We start from the raw sequence: 18784 nt of genomic DNA, 5'->3' as shown, positions 1-18784 counted from the left end.
CCTCTGGCGGGTGTCGACGAACGGGCGAAAACGCCCACGACAAATGTATTGGGAGGATACACATGACCAAGACCAGACTTCTTGCCGGGGTGGCCATAGCGACCGTGGCCGCATTGCCAGCGGTGGCGCAAGACTACCCGTCGCAGCCCGTGCAACTGACCGCACCTTACGGGCCGGGCGGCGCATCGGATCTCGCGGCGCGTAACCTTGCCAACGTGGCACCCGACTATGTGGGACAGCCTGTGCTAGTTACGAACCGTGCGGGCGCAGGCGGGGCTACCGGCTCGGCCTATGTCAAGAATTCCGACCCCGACGGATACAATCTGCTGTTGGCGCGTATCGGCTCGCACAGCATCTCGCCGGCGCTGAAGACGTCGATGCCCTACAACTGGGACGATTTTACCTATCTCAGCCTGCTCGAGGTCAACCCGGCGGCCTGCGCCACGGCGACTTCGAAACCCTACGAGACCCTCGATGACCTGAAGGCGGCGATCGAGGAAAGCCCTGGCGCCATCACTTACAGCTCGGCGGGCGTGGGGACGCTGCACCACTTGGGCGGCATCATGCTGCTGGACGAGTTGGGCTTTGAGAATCCCGGCACCGATGCCACGCATATCCCGTTCCAGGGCGGCGGTGCAGCCGCGGCTGCCGCGGCCACCGGTCAGGTAGATTTCGTCTGTTCCAACGTCTCGGCCATCATCAGCCAGATCGAGGGCGGCCAACTTCGTCCGTTGCTCGTGACCACGCAGGAACGGCTGGACTCGATGCCCGATGTTCAGACCGCGTCCGAGCTGGGCATTCCGGGGATGGAAGCCCTTGTGGGTTGGTCGGGCCTCGTCGGGCCGCCGAACATGGACGAAGCGGCCGTCGAAGCCTGGACCGAGGCGCTGCCGAAGATTGGCGAGGATGAACGCTGGGTGAACCAGACCATCTCGCTGGGGTCGATCCCGAAGATGCTTTCGCCCGAGGATACGGTGGCGTTCGTCGAGAACCAGTACAACACGTTCAGCAGCCTCGTCGACAAGCTGGGCCTGCAGATCGACTGATCTATTGACCGATCCGGGCGGGGCCATCGGGCGCCCGCCCGGCAATATCCACACCCGCCCCATCCGGAGGATTCTTCCCGTGAAGACCGCTCACAAGCGCGACTTCCTGCTCGGGCTCTTTGCCTGCGCGCTGGCGTTGATCATTCTTTTGGGTATCCTGCCCTGGGCCGTCAAGTCGCCAAAGGTAGTGCCCAATTTGGCATTGTCGCCCACCTTCTGGCCGCGCATCATTCTAGTGAGCGTCGCGGGGTTCGGCGCGCTTCTGGCGGTTCGCGCCTTCTATGACAAAGTGCAGGACAACCAGCCGTTGCGCAGCGACGCCGAGGAGCCTCCTTTCGGCGAGAGCGACCTGCGCGTGATGCTCGCCGGAGGGCTGATGATCGCGTTCTGCGCGTTACTGAAACCGCTGGGCGTGGTGTTGCCCGGCATCGCGCTATTGCTTGCGATGATCATCCTGCATGAACCGCGCCAGTGGCCCAAGGCCATCGTCGTCTCGGTGATTTTTGTCGCGGCGCTCTACACGTTCTTCCGGTTCGTGGCCAAGGTTCCAGTGCCCCTCGGGCCGCTGAACAGCGTGTTTTAAGGTGCTGACGTCATGATCGAGAACCTGTCGGACGCTCTGGTCCTTTTTCTGAACATCTACAACGTGATTGCGCTTGCCGGCGGCATCGCAATCGGGGTGATCGTGGGCGCGATCCCGGGCATGACCTCGACCATGGCGGTCGCGCTTACGCTGCCCTTCACCTTCACGATGCCGCCCGTCACCGGCATTCTGTTGCTCCTGGGGGTCTACAAGGGCGGCGTCTACGGCGGCTCGATCCCAGCGATCCTGGTGCGCGCGCCCGGCACGCCCGCAGCTTCATGCTCCGTGCTCGACGGCTATCCGCTGGCGCAAAAGGGGCAGGCAGGCAGGGCGCTTGACATGGCGCTTTACGCCTCGTGCTTCGCCGACCTGGTGTCGAACCTGTCGCTGATCCTGCTGGTGGGGTGGCTGGCCGCGCTCGTGACCAGCTTTGGCCCGCCCGAGAATTTCACGCTGATCTTCTTCTCGTTGACCATTATCGCGTCCGTGTCGGGGGACAGCCTGTTACGCGGCTTCATTTCTGCCGGGGCGGGGCTCCTTCTGGCCACCGTGGGGCTCGACCTTATCTACGGAACGGACCGGTTTACCTTCGGCAACTCCGACCTGCTGGGCGGGCTGGCCTTCATTCCGTTGCTGATCGGTCTCTTTGCCATCCCCGAGATTCTAAACGGCTATGCCCGCCGCAATGAAACCGGCAAGATGGCCTCCGACCCGGCTGGCTCTCGTGCGACATGGGCCGACTTCAAATCCTGCTTCCGCTCGATCTTTCGAGGCAGCATCATCGGCGTCATCCTTGGCGCCATACCTGGTATCGGCGGCGCGCCCTCGGCCTTCGTGTCCTATTCCGAGGCCATGCGCCGCTCGCCGAACCGCAAAAATTTCGGCAAGGGAGAACTCGAGGGCGTCGCCGCCGCCGAAGCAGGCAACAATGGCGTGGCAGGCTCCACGATGATCCCGCTGCTGGCGCTCGGTATCCCCGGTGACGTCATCACCGCCGTCATTCTGGGCGCATTCATGGTCCACGGGCTGCGGCCCGGGCCACTGCTTTTCGAGCAGAATATCGACCTGATCTATGCGCTCTTCATCGGTATCTCGATCAGTTCGCTGTTTCTGCTGATCATAGGCAAGACCGCGATTCACTTTTTCAAGCATATCGCCTCGATCCCTGCGACGTTCCTCTACCCTGTGGTAATGATCCTCTGCGTGTTTGGCGCCTATGCTGTGAACAACTCCTATTTCGACCTTTACGTCATGGTCGCATTCGGTTTTCTCGGCTTCCTGATGATGCGGATGCACGTGCCTTCGGCGCCCTTCCTGATCGCCTTCATTCTGGGGCCGATGCTGGAGGACAGTTTTCGCCAGTCGTTGCTGATGTCCCAAGGCAGCATGACGATCTTCGTGCGAAGCTGGATCACCTGGATCTTCTGGGCGCTGACGTTCCTGTCGGTGGGGCTGATGATCCGGCGGCACATGGCCGGCAACGCACCCGAGGCGGCACTGCCTGACCCGGAGGCCGCGAAAGAAGAACGGCGATGACGGACAGCCTGCGGATCGACAAACGGGGGCGGGTGACGATCTTCACGCTCAACCGTCCCGACAAGATGAATGCCATCGACACCATACTGGCGCAGGCGCTGCAGGACGGTTTCGCCGCCTTTGACGCCGATGACGACCAGCGCGTCGCGATCCTGACCGGGGCGGGCGAGAAGACTTTTACCGCCGGTGCCGACCTTGCCGATTTCCCCGAGCTTTGGCGCTGTTTGCCCGGAATGGGCATCACCACCATGAAGCCAGTGATCTGCGCCGTTGATGGGCTTTGCATCGGCGGCGGGATTGTGATGGCAGCGCTGTCGGATCTCTGCGTCGCGTCCACCCGCGCGAAATTCGTGTATCCGGAGGGAAAGGTGGGCGTCACCGGCGGCTTCATCGCCACGCTGGCCGCCCGCCTGCCGCACAAGATGGCCATGGAAATTATGCTGCTGGGCCGCGCCGTCAGCGCCGAGAGGGCGTTTCAGATGGGCCTCGTCAACGAAGTGACGAAGCCGGGTCAACATCTTGAAGCGGCACTCGCCATGGCGGAGGAAATGGCCGAGATGGCTCCGCTGGTTTTGCAATCCCTGAAACAGGCGGTGGTGTCCGAGATGCTGACGTCGGCGCCGGCCGAAACCATGGGCCGCGCCATTCGGGATCTCGACCGAGTGGAGACTTCCGAAGACAAGCGCGAGGGCCTCGCGGCCTTCCGCGAAAAGCGCAAGGCCGAATTCCGGGGCCGCTGACACGGAGCGCCCCCGGAGTGCTCCGTCAGTCCAGCGGCGCGTGCAGCTTGGTTTCCTTTGTGACTATCCCGCCGCGATTGCCGATCTCGATCGAGCCGTAGCGCTGCTTAAAACAGGCGGGCAGAGGGCGATCGCCCTCCAGCGACAGCCAAAGGCGCAACAGATGCCGCCGCTCCGACTTTTCGGGCCAGTCGAGGAAGCCTGTCCGGTCGTGCAACTGTGAATGGTTGTAGACGAACTGCATGTCGCCCGGCTCCAGGTCCATCGAGAAATTCAGCTCTGGATCGTCGGCCAGCGCGTCGAACATGTCCAGCGCCTCGACGTGCTTCGGCGTCAGCCGCATCGCGTCGTCAAACCGCTGCGCACTGTCGATATATTGCCGCTGGTAGAACACGGTCAGGTAGCCGTCCTTCCAGTTCAGCACCGGGATTTCCATGAAGGGCTTCTCGCCCTCGGGTACCTCGCCGCGCCGGTCGGTGGCAATGGGATCGAACAGCTTTTCCAGCAGGTCCGGCCGCTCGGCCCGCATCCGGTTATAGATGGTCTCGGCACTCACCAGCAGGGACCGTCCGCCTTCCTTAGCCTTCTTCAGGCACAAAAGGCCCACGACATCGGCGCTGTCGGTGTGAAAGGTCTGCCGGTCGGAGGTCTGGTAGATCCGACTGTTGGGATCGTTGGGGTCCGCGCCGATATCGCGAACATGACCCAGGATATGGCCCTGAGCGTTCTGCGACCGGGCGCTTCCGACATGCGCGCCGATCCCGCAGAAGACCGCGGCAGCGAATTCCTGGCTGTAGCCCTCGACCGGCAGGCCTCGCAACACTTCGACGCCGACACCGTCCAGCATCGTTTTGCGCAGTTCCTTCAGGTGTTCGGCAAACTGACCAAGCGGAAACGCTTCTTTGCTGATCTCGCCCACGTCTTTGCCGGTGTCCAGAAAGGCCTCAGCCGCCTGCTCCAAGTCGACGATATCTTCGTGGCTCAGCCGATACAGCCATTTTTCTGGGCTCTGAGCCATTTCACGACCAATCCAGGCCGACGGGCCCGTCAATTTCTCGGGTAGCTCCTGCAGGTCGATTACGGGCACTGTCATGGTGGCCTCCTCTGTTCTTCTAATTCGCTGCATCATTCTCTAGACTAATTTACATGCACATAATAATGATTTAAAATCATGATGAGTCCTGCCCCCTCTCTAACCGTCCTGCGGGCGCTGAAAAGTCTGGCCGTAACCGGCAACGTCTCGCGCACGGCGCAGGCGCTTGGCCTCACGCAGTCGGCGGTCAGCCGTGCTATTGCCAACTACGAAAAGACCATTGGCCTCACGCTTTTACAGCGAGAGGCGCGTCCCCTTACCCTGACAGAGGCGGGCCAACTTGTCGTCGCTCGGGCAACCGAGATCGACCATTCGCTGGACGCACTGAACGAACAACTGCTGGCCCTGAGGCAGAACCGCACCGGCCATCTGCGCATCGGCTCCTTCGGGCCCACCGCCTCGACTCGCATCCTGCCGGACTTGTTGAACCGGGTCGCCCGCGCCCATCCCGGCATCACCATCAGTATCCAAGAAGCCTCAGACGACACCACTCGGGAGGAGGTTGCACGCGGCCTGACCGACCTTGCAATCCTTTCCAACCCGGTGGAGGAGTTCGACGCCATCGCGCTCGCCACCGATGAGTTGGTGGCCCTTGTGCCCGAGAATTGGGACACGCCGCCTTCGTTGAGCGCTGCCGAACTCGCTGCCGCGCCGTTCATCATGACGCTGGCCGGTAGCGAGCCTACGATTCTTAGCTGGTTCCAGGCTTCCGGTCTGCAACCCGAGATCCAGCATCGCATCCAACAGACTCATTCGATTCTCGAGTTGGTCCGGTGCGGTCAGGGATTGGCTGTCGTCGCCGCGCTCGCGCTGCCGAGGCAGATCGACGGCGTGCGTGCGCTGCCCTTGCAACCGCCTTCAGAACGCGAAGTTTATTTGGTGAAGAAGACCGGTGTGCCCAGGTCGCCGGCCGTAACCGCGGTGTGGAGTATTGCGACATCCTTCAGTACGCTTTGATTTGCGCGGAGACAAATAAGGCTCAACCGGCCAAGAACTCCATATCGCTTTAGATGTGGTGATAAGGTCGCCTGCCCGGCAGGATGGGAACCCTTCTTCAATCGAGGTAGAGGCCGCTATTGCCGCGGATTTTCTCGATTTCCCTGAGCCGGCCATCTGAACGTTCATCGCCGACTGACGCTGCTGTCGCCAGTAGCGTTTCAATCATGAAAAGAACGGAAACCAGAGAAGGGTAATAATGGGGGCTGGTTGTTGGTGCGTAGAAGACTGTGTCGGCGTAAGGCACGAGCGGCGAACTGGGCCGGTCGGTCACCGTGAAAATCTGTGCGCCCTTGGAATGGGCATATTCCACGGCGCGGATCGTCTGCAAAGAATAAGGCGAAACTGAAAATACCAACAAGCTATCAGACTCGTCGATCACGGCCAGGCGCTCTGTCAAATCCACGAGGCCCCCGTGCAGTGCTACGAAGTTCGGCAGCGCCATGCTGCCGGTAACTTCCATGAGGCCGGAAAGCCAGTAGAGAGATCCGGAAGCAAGCAAATAGGTGTACCTGCTTCGGTGTACCGATTTGGCGAAAGCGTCAATGGCTTCGGCGTCGAGAAGGTCGGCGGCAGTGGCGAGGTTGCATTGCACCGACTGCGTAAGCTCTCGGATCAGTTCGCTGCTGGACGTACCGCCGAAAGAGTTTCGAAGCCTGCCGACGCGAGCGCCGAACCCCGTATTGGCGGAAATGCTGGCCTGATATGCAGACCGCAGTGCGGCGTAGCCGTCGTAACCCAGTGCCTTGGCCAGCCTCTGCATGGTTGCCGGAGAAACGTCGCAATCTGACGCAATTGCGCGCATCGAATCGAAGGCCATTCTGTCAGGATTATCGAGAGCGAAGCGGGCGACTTGCGTCAGTTTCTTCGATAAATCGGATAGACGATCGTGAATAAGCTCCGTTGGGTTTTCCAAGTTCGGCCTCCAATGATGTGAAAAAATACAAAACGATTTTCTCTGCTGAAAATATTACATTTGTTACACGTGACGGGTAGACAAAACATTTGGAATCACCTTCAGTGCTCTTAATGTCACGGCTTAGACCGTGCTCAAATACAACAGGAGGACGTACCAATGGGTCGTTTCATCACCACGACGTTGGCCGGCGCGGCGCTGGCTCTGATCTGCAGCCAGGCGCAGGCGGATCAGCTGGAAGACATCAAGCAGGACGGCGAGATCGTCGTCGGCGTCAAGCAGGACTACAAGCCGTGGGGCTATCTGACGTCCGACGGCGAACTGGCCGGGCTGGAGATTGACCTGGCCCGCGACGTGGCCGAGCGTCTTGGGGTCGAACTGGAACTCGTCCCCGTGGTTGCATCCAACAGGATGCAGTTTCTCAGCCAGGGGCGCATCGACCTGATCATTGCAACGATGGGTGACAACGAAGATCGCCGCGAGGTCGTCGGTATGATCCAGCCGAACTACTACGCCGGGGGCACCAATGTTCTGGCGCCGAAGTCCGTCGGGCTCGAAGAGTGGTCGGACCTGGACGGGCGTGATGTTTGTGCGCTTCAGGGCTCCTACTACAACAAGCGCGTGACGCAGCTTTACGGCCCGAACCTCGTCGCGTTTGCCGGTATTCCCGAGGTTACCTCAGCACTGCAAAACGGGAACTGCGTGGCGTTCCTTTATGACAACACTTGGATCGAGTCACAGCTGGCTTCCGACGAACAATGGGCTGACTATGAGATGCCCTTCGAGACCGAGGACCCGCAGGCCTGGTCCATCGCCGTTCCGCTTGAAGAACTGGATGGGCCCTACGGCCAGAAAATGAGCGAGATCGTCACGGATTGGCACAAGACTGGCTTCCTGATCGAGCGGAACGAGGCGAACGGTATCGCGCCGAGCCCGTTCCTCCAGGAAATGCACGAAAAGCTTAAATAGCCCTTTTCGCCATTTGACCTTCCGGCGGCGAGTGCTTCGCCGCCGGTTCCATTTCAGGACGACGGCGGGCAATGGATTCTGCAAGCATCATAGAGTGGTTGAGGCCGGACTGGTTTTTTGACCTCACAGTCGTCAGCGATGAGTACAACCGCGGGCGTTACCTGGCAGGCTTGTGGATGACCGTGCAACTTTCGGTCATTTCAATTTTCCTGTCGCTAATCGTCGGAGCGGTGGGTGCGGCAGCGCAAGGCGCCCCGTCTCGGACCCTGAGGGTACTGGTCGGTTTCTTCGTGGCCTTTTTCCGCAACACGCCGCCGCTGGTCCAACTCTACTTTTTCTACTTCGCAATCGGCACCGTTCTGCAGATCACTGGCGACGATGGTCGGCCTGAACCACTTGTCAGCAATTTTGGCTGGGCAATCATTTCTCTTTCGCTCTTTGCCGGCGCCTTGAATGTCGAAATCTTCCGGGCCGGGATCGAGGCTGTTCCGAAATCTACTGTCGAGGCGGCTGAGGCACTTGGGTACAAGAGGTTGCAGATCTACAAGGACATCGTGCTGCCCCTGGCGGTGCGCATTTCGTTGCCTGCGCTTGGGACGAACCTCGTGAACCTGGTCAAGACGACCACGCTTGCCTACGCCATCGCGGTTCCGGAACTTCTTTATGTCGCGGCACAGATCTGGTCGGAAGATCTGAATGTTAAGGAAATGATGAACGTCCTTTTGCTCTCCTACGTGGGGATTGTCGCCATACTCGTTTGGGTGCTGCACCACTGGGAGAAGAGATTGCGGATTCCGGGCTACGGGAGGTAAACATGCAGTATCTGAAAAAGCAGCCCGCACCTGTCAACGGGCACCTTCCCGTGCTCCTCCCGATGCGCAGTACAGGAGAGCCGCTGCCGCTCACTGACAGAATTTTCAATCTCTGGACAGCGTCGCTGCTCTTCGTGGCATGTGCTGCTGCGTTGGTTACGCCTGCGCTGGCACAGCAAGATGGCGAAAGCCAGCGCAGCATTCTCGAAATCCTTCTCGAGTGGACGCCGACGATTGGCTCCGGGTTCGCCTTCAACGTACTGATCTCGATCTGCTCGATGGCCGTCGGAACGGTGCTTGGTGTCGGGCTGGGCATCCTGCAGGTTTCGCCACTGAGGATTGTGCGCCAGGTTTCCTGGACCATTACGCAGTTCTTCCGGAATTCGCCTTGGCTGGTGCTTTTGTTCTACTGCATTCTGCTGATCCCGTTCCAGATCGAGATATTCGGTGCCGAAGTGCCGTTTCCAGGCTGGATAAAGGCTGTGCTGGGGCTTTCCCTTCCGGTCATGGCCTACATGTCGGAATATGTCCGGGGTGCGATCATGTCGATCCCGGTGGGGCAATGGGAGTCGGCGGAGTCTCTTGGTTTCAATCGGGCGCAGACGATGCGGGAGATCATTCTTCCACAAACCGTCAAGCGTATCCTGCCGTCCTGGATGAACCTATACGCCGTTCTTACAATGGCCACTCCATTGGTTTCGATCGTAGGCGTGAATGACGTGATGGCGCTGACGCGCGCGGCCCTCAGTGCCGAAGGCCGCGTGGGCCTGCTGATCCCGATGTATCTCTACATCCTTTGCTGGTTCTTTATCTATTGCTATCCGATCAGCGCGTTCACGCGCCGGTTAGAACGCAAATTCTCCGTGCAACTCTGAGGCGAGGCGCTTATGGCTTGGACAAGTGATCGACCGATCATTTCCCTGAAGAACGTTCACAAATCATTCGGGAAAACCGAAGTACTTCGCGGGATCACAATGGACGTCCGGAAAGGCGAAGTCGTCTGCATTATCGGGCCTTCCGGCTCCGGCAAATCGACCCTCATCCGATGCATAAACGCGCTCAACGACATACAATCGGGCTCCATCACCGTCGAGGGGCAGGAGGTCAGTGACCCGAAGCTGGACAAGCTCGAGCTTCGCAAAAAGGTCGGCATGGTATTCCAGCAATACAACCTCTTTCCACACAAGACGGCGCTTCAGAACGTGATGATGGCGCCAATCAAGGTGCTCAAACAGGATCGCAAGGCTGTCGAGGAACGTGCGCGTGCCTTGCTCAAGAAGGTGCGCCTCGAAGGCAAGGAAGACAATTATCCCGGCGAGCTGTCAGGGGGGCAACAGCAGCGGGTGGCGATTGCTCGCTCGCTTGCCATGAATCCGGATGTGATGCTGTTTGACGAGGTCACTGCGGCGTTGGATCCCGAAACGGTCAAAGAGGTGCTCCAGACCATTAAGACGCTCGCTTCGGAAGGGATGACCTGTATCCTTGTCACCCATGAAATGGGTTTTGCCCGCGAGATTGCGGACTGCGTCTATTTCACTGACAGGGGAGTGATTGTCGAGTCTGGTCCGCCTGCTACTTTCTTTGACGAGGCAAAGGACCCGCGTACGCGCGAGTTCCTCAGCCAAATACTCTGACAGACGATAAGATGCTGGAACATGACGTCATGATGAAAGAGGTCGCCGACAGTCTCGGTCGGCTCGAGGTGCCCGTAGAAGCGCTTTACGGAGCAAACGCGGCGCGCGGGGCGGAGAATTTCTCCGGGTTCGGTCCGGCCTTGTCGACCTATCCGGAGTTCATTTGCGCCGTGGCCAAGGTCAAGCGGGCCGCCGCACTCGCCAACCGCCGGGCCTCTGGTTTGTCCGTGCGCGAAGCGGACGCCATTATTGCGGCATGTGATGAAATCGTGGCCGGAGAGCACTGGTCACAATTCGTTGTCCCGATGGCGGAAGGCTCCGGCGGAACCTCGTTGAACATGAACTTCAACGAGGTCATCGCAAGTCGAGCGAACCAGATACTGGGCGAAGCGCAGTCGGGCCCGATCCGGCCCAACGATCACGTAAACCTTAGCCAGTCGACCAATGACGTGATCCCTACTGCGATCAAATTGGCCTGCGTGCTTCTTATGCCCGGTTTGAAAGACGCGGTTTCAGAACTGGTTGCGGAGTTCCGTGCGAGGGCAGATGAGTCACGGAACGTGTTGAGAACGGGCCGGACCTGCATGCAAGCGGCCCAACCGATGACATATCGCCAATTGTTCGATGGCTATGCGGCGCTTTTAAAAATGTCTCTGAATACTCTGGAGCGTGCGGTTGACGATCTCAGGACTGTGCCGATGGGGGGTACTGCCATTGGGACTGGGCTTGGCCGTGTCGATGGATATGAAGCGCAAATCGTACCCGCTCTCGCGGAAAGCTTCGGCTTCGATGTCCAGGGACCAATTGACATGTTTGCCGCGATGCAAGGCACTGATGGGTTCCAGCGCCTGTCGGGTGAACTGACAGGTCTTGCCACCAATCTTGGACGCATCGCCGCCGACCTTGTCATCCTCAGCAGCGATGCGGCATCCGGGATCGGTGAGATTAATCTACCGCCCGTCCAGCCGGGTTCATCCATTATGGCGGGCAAAGTGAATCCGGTCGTGCCGATGCAGGTTCAGCAGGTCTCGTTTCAGGTGCACGGTTTGAACACCACTGTCGCGATGGCCTGCCAGGCCGGGCAGATGGAAATAAACCATTTCGAAACGGTCATCGCCCAATCACTGTTCGACCAGTTCGCGCTTTTGGCGCGTGCCAGTACTCTTTTTGCGCAAAAGTGTATTTCCGGATTGAGCGTTGATGAAGACCGTTCTTACGAAAATCTCGCTTCGTCATTTGGCGTCTCGACTATATTCCTGCACCATCTTGGCTACGAGAAGGTGGCGCAACTTGCCAAGCGCTCCCTAGAAGAAAAAACGTCATTGGCGCAAATTGCGATCGCGGAGGGTCTGTTGGCCAGGGGTGAAATCAGAGACGTTTTGATGGATGCAACCCAACCCTGATCCAACTTTAACGTGAAGTAAGATGGCTTTCTTCGCTGAACAGTTCATGCAAGGCGCGTTCGTAGAAGCGTTTCTCTGACGTTGGTCTTACGCCTTGAGAACGTTCGACACTTTCTGTGCCGGCAAGTTCGTTGCCGTTTTGCAGTTCCTCTTCGAGCTGCTGGACCGCAGTGACGGATTTTTCAATCGCACCTTTGGCTGCCGTTCGAGACAGCAAGCGCATCGATACAGGGTTGCTGAGCAGTACCTCTATGCGATCGTCATCGATGTAATGCCGGATCCGGGCCCCGAACAGTTCTTTGAGGTTCTTTGGTTTCAACGAATTGTCGGAAGTTCTCGTGCTGTGAACCAAGATGAGGAAGATCCCGCCGCCACGATAGGAAAAGACGCAGTCAAATTCCTCAGTGGCGCGCTGGATGGAATAGGCCAGGCTTTGGATCGCTTCACGAAACTTCGTGCTGCCAGCAAGGTCGAAAAAAGTTTCGCGTCGCGCAACATCACCGAAACAGCGTACGATCCGAAGATCTTCGCGCGCGCCAATTGGGAAATGTAGTTATCAAACTCAATAAAGCGCAGAAAGGAGTCCGCGTCGCCAATCGAAATAGGGTCATCGAAGCTGAACTGATGAACCGTGGCGGACTTGAGCGTCAGCTTGCTCAGGACTTCAGTGCTTTTCGCGGCCGCTCGTCGCGCCTGAACAAGCTCGTGCGCACATTTGATGCGGCTGCGCAATTCGTGAAAATCGAACGGCTTGTTGATGAAGTCGGACGCGCCGGCGCGAAATGCGGCGTCAATGTATTCTCGATCATTCATTGCCGTAAGCATTAACACGGGCGTTTCCGCGTATTCCGGTAAGGCACGCAAATCAGCGAGCAGTTCGATGCCGTCGATGTCGGGCATTTGGATATCCAGAAGCACGCAATCGAAGGGCACGTCTTCATCCAGGATAATTTCGAATGCGTCCGCGGCAGAGCTTGCTGTCAGTACGTCATAGTCTTCCAACGTCTCAAGCGCGGTTTTGACCAATTCCAGAATACTGGGTTCGTCGTCGACGACGAGCACGCGAAATACCGGCTCTTCATCAGCCGTCTTGTGCAGCAGTCGCTGAAAAGCGTCTTTGTCGTGATCTGAAATTGACATGTTTCATGCTCGCTGGGTTGGGATCTGCACGAACACCTTCCTCAATCAATTTGATCAATTTGAGGCATAAACACCGAAAAAATTAGACTAATGTGCCAGAATTAAGATGACAGATTGGCCCGTATCTGATGCTGAAGCGGCAATTATTACAAGGCGTGGTGCCCAACGCGCCTATACCTCGGGACCATTTACCGAGGATAGGTATGGCATATTTGTGGCTGATATTTCAAAGCTTTGATATCTACGCAGCATGTCCAGGATATAGCTCCGTAACTCAGGTTTCTTTGCGGCGGATAGCAACGGATGTTCAGCGTTCTGATGCTTGGAAGACCTGTCGCCATGCGCGTATAGCCGTGAAAGCGGCCGAGTTTGGAAACGCAGCGAAAATCCGGTCGTTGCCGTCCTCTGCAATCAATGCCTGAACGTCCTGCGTGAGCGCGAAAGCCGAGCAGGTTGGGCACGCCGTCTCAATGCGACAGGCAGTTTTGCGATTTTCGGCTTTCGACAAGACGATGTCTCGGAGGCTCTGCAGCTTTTCCATGAGTTCGACGTCAGAGCCATGTGTCAACATGCGACCATCGCTTGCCTGATAGATCCACCCCAAGCTCTGCGCATGCGACATCTTGAGAAAGGTCTTCAGCCGGTTTTCGAAACCTGGTTGATGGCTGAATTGGCCCATGTGCGTTGCGGTACAGGTCGTGCCTTGTGCCATTATGGCGGGCGCCCGTCCGGCAAGGCGCAACCGCATCGGGCCGGATCGAAGGAATAAGGCTTTGATCGCCTTTGCGTACTCTCGCGCGACGGCGCCCGCGTCGCGATATCGCTCCGCGTCGAGTTCGATCTTTTTCTCGCCGATCTTCAACTCGATCAAGCGTCGGTTGGAGACCACGATAGTTGCTTCTGTCCCGGTATCGGAACACAGGGCAAACGTGCGCGGCAGCACCGTTTCATCGATTTCCTGCGTCAGGCGGCGGATCAACCCGGCAAAGTCCCTCGCAGGCAAATCTTCGCTTTCGCTCAATGCTTCGCTTGGTGTCATCACACGGTCAAGCATGCTGCGCAGTAGGTGCGCCGTCACTTTGTCAGTCTTCGTGGGCGCGGTTTTCGAATGTTGTTTCACATTGCCCCCGCCATTTCCGTCAGGATTTTCTGAGCCGACCGAGTGGCAAGCGGAACGTCCGACACGTCTCCGCAAACGCAACACACGATGTCGGGACTACCCGCTTGGTATCGTACGAATATCCGGATCTCATCCGGCGTGGCCAGAACCACGAGATCATTGTCGTTTGACATCAGATCCGATAGCTCGAAATTTGCCGACGCTTGGCGCATCACTTCGTCCAGGTATTCTTGCTTGTAAAGGTCGGACGCACTTGTGCGCAGAGCGAGCCCCGTCGAGATGTCGCCGAACGAGGCAAGCGTGCAGCTTGGCACCACCTGCCTCAGTTCATCGAGGCGCTCCGAAAGGTACATCGAGTGATCCATAGGGCTCAGGTCTGCTAGCCGGTTGCCATTCGGGACTTGGTGGGCCTTTCGGTCCGACCGCGCATCTGGGTCAGGACACGCACGCGCTTGGGCACTACGCCTACCGTCTGTCCGACGGCCGGCGATGCCTCGGCCGCTTGGTTGCTATCGTCCACAGGCGACGTCTCTGCAGCGTTTCCATCGGACGCGAAAGGTTTTGCAGACATGTCTTGCGACTGGACCAAAGTCGGTTCGGCAAATGACAACGCGGGGGTTTTCATCAGGTTTTCGACCAGATCATTGATGAAATCCGCGGCGCCGCTGGCTTTCCACTTCGCCTCGTCCTCTCCGGCGGCAATCGCCTCGGTGATTGAAATGGGGAACGTTCCGCGGAACAGCCCTTGCGTTTCCTTGTGCACACGGGTCATCACACGATTGAGGTCTCTTTCGGAATGAAGCTTGTCGACTTGAGTCACAAGAAGAAAGTTCTCTCCATTTGTGCGTTCCGCAATCTGTTGCCACGTCGCGGCTTCCGATTGACGCCACGCCTGTGTCGCTTGCGTACACCACACGACGCTATCCACCTCGTCCATTACGGACATCCAGACTTCCGACGACATACTTGGATCCGAGATGCCAGGCATGTCGATCAGGTCGCAGATCTCCAGCGTATCGCACGGCTTGTAGAGCCGGATGAGGCGCGTCTCTTCCAATCTGACCTGTTCGATCTGGTCGATGTCGATGGGTGTCTCGACCCCGTCGTGACCCACGGCGTAGACAGCGCCCTCGCCGTGGCTGATGAGCACGGGGGGAAGGCGCGTCGCCGTGACCTTGATCGGAAGGGGTTCTCGCCGAGAAAGAGCTTGATCAGAGTACTTTTGCCGGCACTGAACTCGCCCATAAGGGCCAGGCGGGTCTTGCGGGGCTGTTTGAAAGATTGTTCGTGAGTCACCGGTTTCTCCTTCGTCATGTCGCATAGCGCCTGAACGTCTTGAGCGTGTCCTCGAGCTGTCGTTCGTGGCTTTCATGTTCCGACGCATCGAACAGGCGTTTGGCATTGCCCTGGCGATCCGCGTCGGAGGTCAGGCTGGTCAGTATGCTTCTCTGCTCATCCAGAAAATGCTCCAGTTCTCCGAGTAATTCTACTTGTATATCAGCGGTTTGGACGTCCTTCAACTGGATCATGAAGTCTTCGGTTTCTGCGCTGATGAGGTCGCCGAACTTCTTTGCGAAGGCCTTGTAGCCGCGCATCCTGCGCCACCAAAGCGACCACCAGCTATCATTGAAATCTAGCGCGATCGTTTGGCTTAGCGAGACAGGTGCGGGCACCTGGGGGACGTCCGGCACGGCAAGCTGGATGCCTTCAACTGCCGGGCCAAATCTGCGGAACAAAAGTTGAGCGGTCTCGGTCACGGCTTGTTCGTAAATTGCCTTTGCGGATTTACGCGCCTGGGTGCCCATGGCGGAATAGGCCGATCGCAGCAGCACGCGAAGACCGGTCGGATCGTATTCCCAGACATGTTCGTCGCCGTAGGTTTCAAGGTGGCCCAGCAACGAGTGTGTCGCGCGTTCAACGAAATTCGCATGGGCACGATCTGCGCGGAGCCTGTAATCGTCGAAGATGCCTGACAGCTGCGATTCAAGCGTGGCGACATTGTCCTCTGCCATGCGCTCGAACGCTGCCAGTATCTGCTCCGAACTCAGTCCGCCCGCGCTGCCTTCGCCCTCGACCCGCACCGTCCGGACCGCCTGTTGAGACGTTGCGATGGTGGTTGCGGAGGAGGCAACGCGTTTGAGGAACGGCGCGCCGAGGCTGGTCACGATCTGATCTGACACCGCCGCCATCAGTTGCGGCAGGCCCGACATTTCCCAAATCACGCCCACGGGTGTGTTGCGGGTGAACTTTTCGCCCAGTACCGCCCTGCTGAACGAGACAAGAGCATCGGCACTGGCCTTGTGCATGGACTGCAACTCGCCTGTAAGCACCATGTTTGCCCAGTACGCGCTTCCGAAAACAAGCTGCGCGTCCTCAGGACCACCATTGAGCTTGAGCGTTGCACGGATGCTGTCCTCGATCTCGGACATCTGGCTCGCCGGGTCCGAAAGCTCGTCGATCCGGTTCACGAAAATTATCACGTCGCGCGATCTCAGGTTGGAGATCATGCGAAGAAGCGCCATGTCGACAGAAGTCAGGGCTTGGGTGGCCGACAGGACAACGACGCAGACACGGCTGTCGCGCAAAGCCTGTATAGTGACCAGTTCGCGCACCATGAAGGTGTCGTTCACACCGGGCGTGTCGCGAATGCACATGCGGAACGGAACGCTCTGACAATTGAGAAACAGATCGGCAGAACGCGTGATATCGGCAAAGCGCCCCTGGTCGTCGGAAATCGCGTCCTGCGTATCAACGTCGAAATCGTCGCCAAGGCAGATGTAGCGTTCCAGCAAATTCTTGTCGAAATAGCTGTATTCGTGCTCCTGGCCCATGAGCAGCTCGAAATTTCGGCCAAGACGAGCCTTCGACATCGCGCGCATCCGCTCGATCTGCTCCTGTATCTTGGCAAGTTCGCTGTCTGCCCCGGCCCGCTCTGCAAGTTCACCGATGCGTCCCCCCTTGGTGGTCAGACGCGCCCATTCGCCTTCAGTCATGAACCGGAACCGAGCGCCTTTCTCGGCGCGTTCTTTCGCCGGGGTCAGGTGAAGGGATGTCACCACGGAGGTCCAGGGGTTGACGTCAGACGGCAAAAGGTCGGACCAGCCGGCGATCGCGTTGATCAACGCCGTCTTGCCGGCCTTGACCTGACCGAGAACGGTCACGCGCGGCTCGAACGTGGCCAGCTCGTTCTTCAGGCGATCTATAGGTTTCCGGCTTTCTTCGCCTACGAGATCGCCAAGGGCATCGATGGCGTCCTGAAGTGTCTCCGCCTCATGCGCAAAATCCGCGAGTTTCTCCATGCCAGCCCGCAGGTTGGACGGGCCCGTGGAGGCCCGGATTTCTGTCGCGGTATCAAACTTCGCTTCAATGTTCATCTAGGCACCTGTTGTTCGCGTCTTCACGGCGTTGTCTTTTGTGTCATCCCGCTCGGTGATTGTGCTCGGATAGAAATTGACCAATAATTGTGGTCTTAGTTGGACGCGGGTGCGAGAAAACATCGGTTCTCGCTAACCCCGGCCAGCCATTTTGCCTGCCAGTTCCTTACGCAGTTGAAGCACCAGCGCGACGGCGTCGACGGCTGCATCTTCTCCCCGTTCAAGTTGAAAGAGCATGAGCATTTCCTCTCCGTCCTGCAGGTCGCCCTGCAACGCGTCCGTTGTGGCATCCCCTGTTCCCGATCCCAAAAGGTTGCCTACGGAACGGATGGCGTCGTTGCAGCAATCAATTATTTTCTTGCTGTCAACATCTTCGCTTTCATTGAGCGCATCGAACATCTGGTCCGCGTGGCGTTGCAGCACATCGACGGCCTCGGACAGAAGACCGATCGTCGATTCGTCACGCGCCCCTTCATCAGGGGGTGTTTCACTCTGGGGTGCCCTGGCCGTGTGTGTTTCGGGCGCGCCCACAGGCTTGGGCGGCGCATTCTGGATCTCCGAAGGCTGCTCTTCGTCCTGTGGCATCTTCAGCGCGAGGCGATCGAGGAAGACTCGCGCCTGGTCGATGTCAGCGGTTCTGCCCTGCCGGATGTGCCGCGACACCAATTGCATCAGGCTCTTGCCCCCGCTGGCCGCCCACAAAGGGTCATTGACATGCTCTGCGCCGGTTTGTGCGGTGACACCCTGAATGGTCGCAACGGGGAACAGCCCAAGGAACTCGTCGCTGACGATGGGTTCCAGTCGCGCGATGTTATCGTTCAACATATCACGCATCAACAGCTGATCCGCCTTTGTTAAAGCAAGAACACTGTGATCCTTGATGTGATCCGGCACCGTGGACCAAAGCCATTGCTCTTCCTCGGTGAAATCCTGGCTACACCAGATCACGAGGTCAGCACGCGCAATCACGGCTTCAAGCGCGCTTAGGCGTTCCGGCTCCGTGCTGCCCAGACCGATTTCAATATAATCCTGCTGAATGAGGTTCGGATCGGGCAGCTCCTGGCGAACGCGCACGGCGTCTTTGGGTATCTCGCAGTGCTTCAGAAACCCCCGCGCCATCGACACGGAGCCGTCCGCGCGTTCGATCAGGGCCTGTTCGGTGTCGCCGTACGAAAGTTCGAAGATTGGGACCGTTTGAGCATGTGCGACATCGGGATGTGCCGACATCATTTCAAGCAGCTTGGTTTTTCCGCTTCCCGCGAAACCGGTTACGACAACCTGCACCGGCCTGGTCAGGAGCGACAAAAGCCGCGCACCGCAGCGCGCGTAGGGAGGTGGCAGATTGCCACGGTCAAGCACGCGTCCAAGACGATCAATGACGGGGTCCAGCTGCTCGGCGGTGTTCATTTTCTCTCCGATCTG

At 58.4% G+C, this 18784-nt stretch carries 19 protein-coding genes; 10 read left to right on the top strand and 9 right to left on the bottom strand.

Annotated features, from left to right (window positions below; all coding sequences use genetic code 11):
- The first annotated feature begins 62 nt into the window (after positions 1-62).
- Genes ACSQ76_RS15970 through ACSQ76_RS15955 form a run of 4 tightly spaced genes read left to right on the top strand, consistent with a single transcriptional unit; the run spans position 63 to position 3905 of the window.
- Positions 63-1046, top strand: coding sequence for a Bug family tripartite tricarboxylate transporter substrate binding protein (locus ACSQ76_RS15970; protein ID WP_306130433.1), 984 nt, complete (start codon positions 63-65; stop codon positions 1044-1046).
- Between the two features lie 4 nt (positions 1047-1050).
- Positions 1051-1629 carry a tripartite tricarboxylate transporter TctB family protein gene (locus tag ACSQ76_RS15965; protein ID WP_306130432.1) on the top strand — a complete coding sequence of 193 codons (579 nt, stop codon included), beginning with the start codon at positions 1051-1053 and terminating at the stop codon, positions 1627-1629.
- 12 nt (positions 1630-1641) lie between these two features.
- Entirely contained in the window at positions 1642-3165 is a 1524-nt protein-coding gene (locus tag ACSQ76_RS15960; RefSeq protein WP_306130431.1) for a tripartite tricarboxylate transporter permease, read from the top strand.
- Positions 3162-3905, top strand: coding sequence for an enoyl-CoA hydratase/isomerase family protein (locus ACSQ76_RS15955; RefSeq protein ID WP_437157367.1), 744 nt, complete (start codon positions 3162-3164; stop codon positions 3903-3905). The genes ACSQ76_RS15960 and ACSQ76_RS15955 overlap by 4 nt, the downstream gene beginning before the upstream one ends.
- Positions 3906-3930: 25 nt before the next feature.
- Here the strand turns inward: ACSQ76_RS15955 and ACSQ76_RS15950 are convergent, their stop codons facing one another.
- The gene (locus tag ACSQ76_RS15950) at positions 3931-4998 is read right to left on the bottom strand and encodes a TauD/TfdA family dioxygenase (protein ID WP_437157366.1); all 1068 of its coding nucleotides are present in this window, start codon (positions 4996-4998) and stop codon (positions 3931-3933) included.
- A 78-nt stretch (positions 4999-5076) separates the two neighbouring features.
- On the opposite strand from ACSQ76_RS15950, the gene ACSQ76_RS15945 reads away from it, so the two are divergent.
- On the top strand, positions 5077-5955 hold the full coding sequence (locus ACSQ76_RS15945) for a LysR family transcriptional regulator (protein WP_437157365.1): 879 nt from the start codon (positions 5077-5079) through the stop codon (positions 5953-5955).
- A gap of 97 nt (positions 5956-6052) precedes the next feature.
- Here the strand turns inward: ACSQ76_RS15945 and ACSQ76_RS15940 are convergent, their stop codons facing one another.
- Positions 6053-6910 carry a MurR/RpiR family transcriptional regulator gene (locus ACSQ76_RS15940; RefSeq protein ID WP_306130427.1) on the bottom strand — a complete coding sequence of 286 codons (858 nt, stop codon included), beginning with the start codon at positions 6908-6910 and terminating at the stop codon, positions 6053-6055.
- Positions 6911-7069: 159 nt separating this feature from the next.
- On the opposite strand from ACSQ76_RS15940, the gene ACSQ76_RS15935 reads away from it, so the two are divergent.
- The 5 genes from ACSQ76_RS15935 (at position 7070) to ACSQ76_RS15915 (ending at position 11728) form a co-directional block, all read left to right on the top strand.
- Positions 7070-7879, top strand: coding sequence for a transporter substrate-binding domain-containing protein (locus ACSQ76_RS15935; protein ID WP_437157364.1), 810 nt, complete (start codon positions 7070-7072; stop codon positions 7877-7879).
- 71 nt (positions 7880-7950) lie between these two features.
- Positions 7951-8691, top strand: coding sequence for an amino acid ABC transporter permease (locus ACSQ76_RS15930; RefSeq protein ID WP_437157363.1), 741 nt, complete (start codon positions 7951-7953; stop codon positions 8689-8691).
- A 2-nt stretch (positions 8692-8693) separates the two neighbouring features.
- The gene (locus tag ACSQ76_RS15925; RefSeq protein ID WP_437157362.1) at positions 8694-9566 is read left to right on the top strand and encodes an amino acid ABC transporter permease; all 873 of its coding nucleotides are present in this window, start codon (positions 8694-8696) and stop codon (positions 9564-9566) included.
- Positions 9567-9578: 12 nt separating this feature from the next.
- Positions 9579-10325 (top strand): amino acid ABC transporter ATP-binding protein, encoded by a 747-nt coding sequence (locus tag ACSQ76_RS15920; RefSeq protein WP_306130423.1) that lies wholly within the window; start codon positions 9579-9581, stop codon positions 10323-10325.
- Positions 10326-10336: 11 nt separating this feature from the next.
- Entirely contained in the window at positions 10337-11728 is a 1392-nt protein-coding gene (locus ACSQ76_RS15915; protein ID WP_437157361.1) for a lyase family protein, read from the top strand.
- 7 nt (positions 11729-11735) lie between these two features.
- Here ACSQ76_RS15915 and ACSQ76_RS15910 read toward each other — a convergent pair whose 3' ends face one another.
- From ACSQ76_RS15910 to ACSQ76_RS15880, 7 genes are all read right to left on the bottom strand, one after another.
- Complete coding sequence (locus ACSQ76_RS15910) at positions 11736-12047, bottom strand: hypothetical protein (protein ID WP_437157360.1); 312 nt, start codon at positions 12045-12047, stop codon at positions 11736-11738.
- A complete protein-coding gene (locus tag ACSQ76_RS15905) occupies positions 12044-12868 on the bottom strand; it encodes a response regulator (RefSeq protein ID WP_437157359.1) in 825 nt (274 codons plus the stop codon). Before ACSQ76_RS15905 ends, ACSQ76_RS15910 begins: the two co-directional genes overlap by 4 nt.
- Before the next feature lie 307 nt (positions 12869-13175).
- Positions 13176-13988 (bottom strand): hypothetical protein, encoded by an 813-nt coding sequence (locus tag ACSQ76_RS15900; RefSeq protein ID WP_437157358.1) that lies wholly within the window; start codon positions 13986-13988, stop codon positions 13176-13178.
- Positions 13985-14341: a hypothetical protein gene (locus ACSQ76_RS15895; RefSeq protein WP_306130419.1), complete on the bottom strand. Its 357-nt coding sequence runs from the start codon at positions 14339-14341 to the stop codon at positions 13985-13987. Before ACSQ76_RS15895 ends, ACSQ76_RS15900 begins: the two co-directional genes overlap by 4 nt.
- A gap of 26 nt (positions 14342-14367) precedes the next feature.
- The gene (locus ACSQ76_RS15890; RefSeq protein ID WP_437157357.1) at positions 14368-15138 is read right to left on the bottom strand and encodes a dynamin family protein; all 771 of its coding nucleotides are present in this window, start codon (positions 15136-15138) and stop codon (positions 14368-14370) included.
- A gap of 160 nt (positions 15139-15298) precedes the next feature.
- A complete protein-coding gene (locus ACSQ76_RS15885) occupies positions 15299-17362 on the bottom strand; it encodes a dynamin family protein (protein ID WP_437157356.1) in 2064 nt (687 codons plus the stop codon).
- 132 nt (positions 17363-17494) lie between these two features.
- Positions 17495-18769, bottom strand: a complete 1275-nt coding sequence (locus ACSQ76_RS15880) for a hypothetical protein (protein WP_437157355.1) — start codon at positions 18767-18769, stop codon at positions 17495-17497.
- Positions 18770-18784 lie beyond the last annotated feature (15 nt).

Source organism: Roseovarius sp. B08, from assembly GCF_051417955.1.
GTDB lineage: Bacteria > Pseudomonadota > Alphaproteobacteria > Rhodobacterales > Rhodobacteraceae > Roseovarius.
This window is presented reverse-complemented; position numbering and strand designations above follow the sequence as displayed.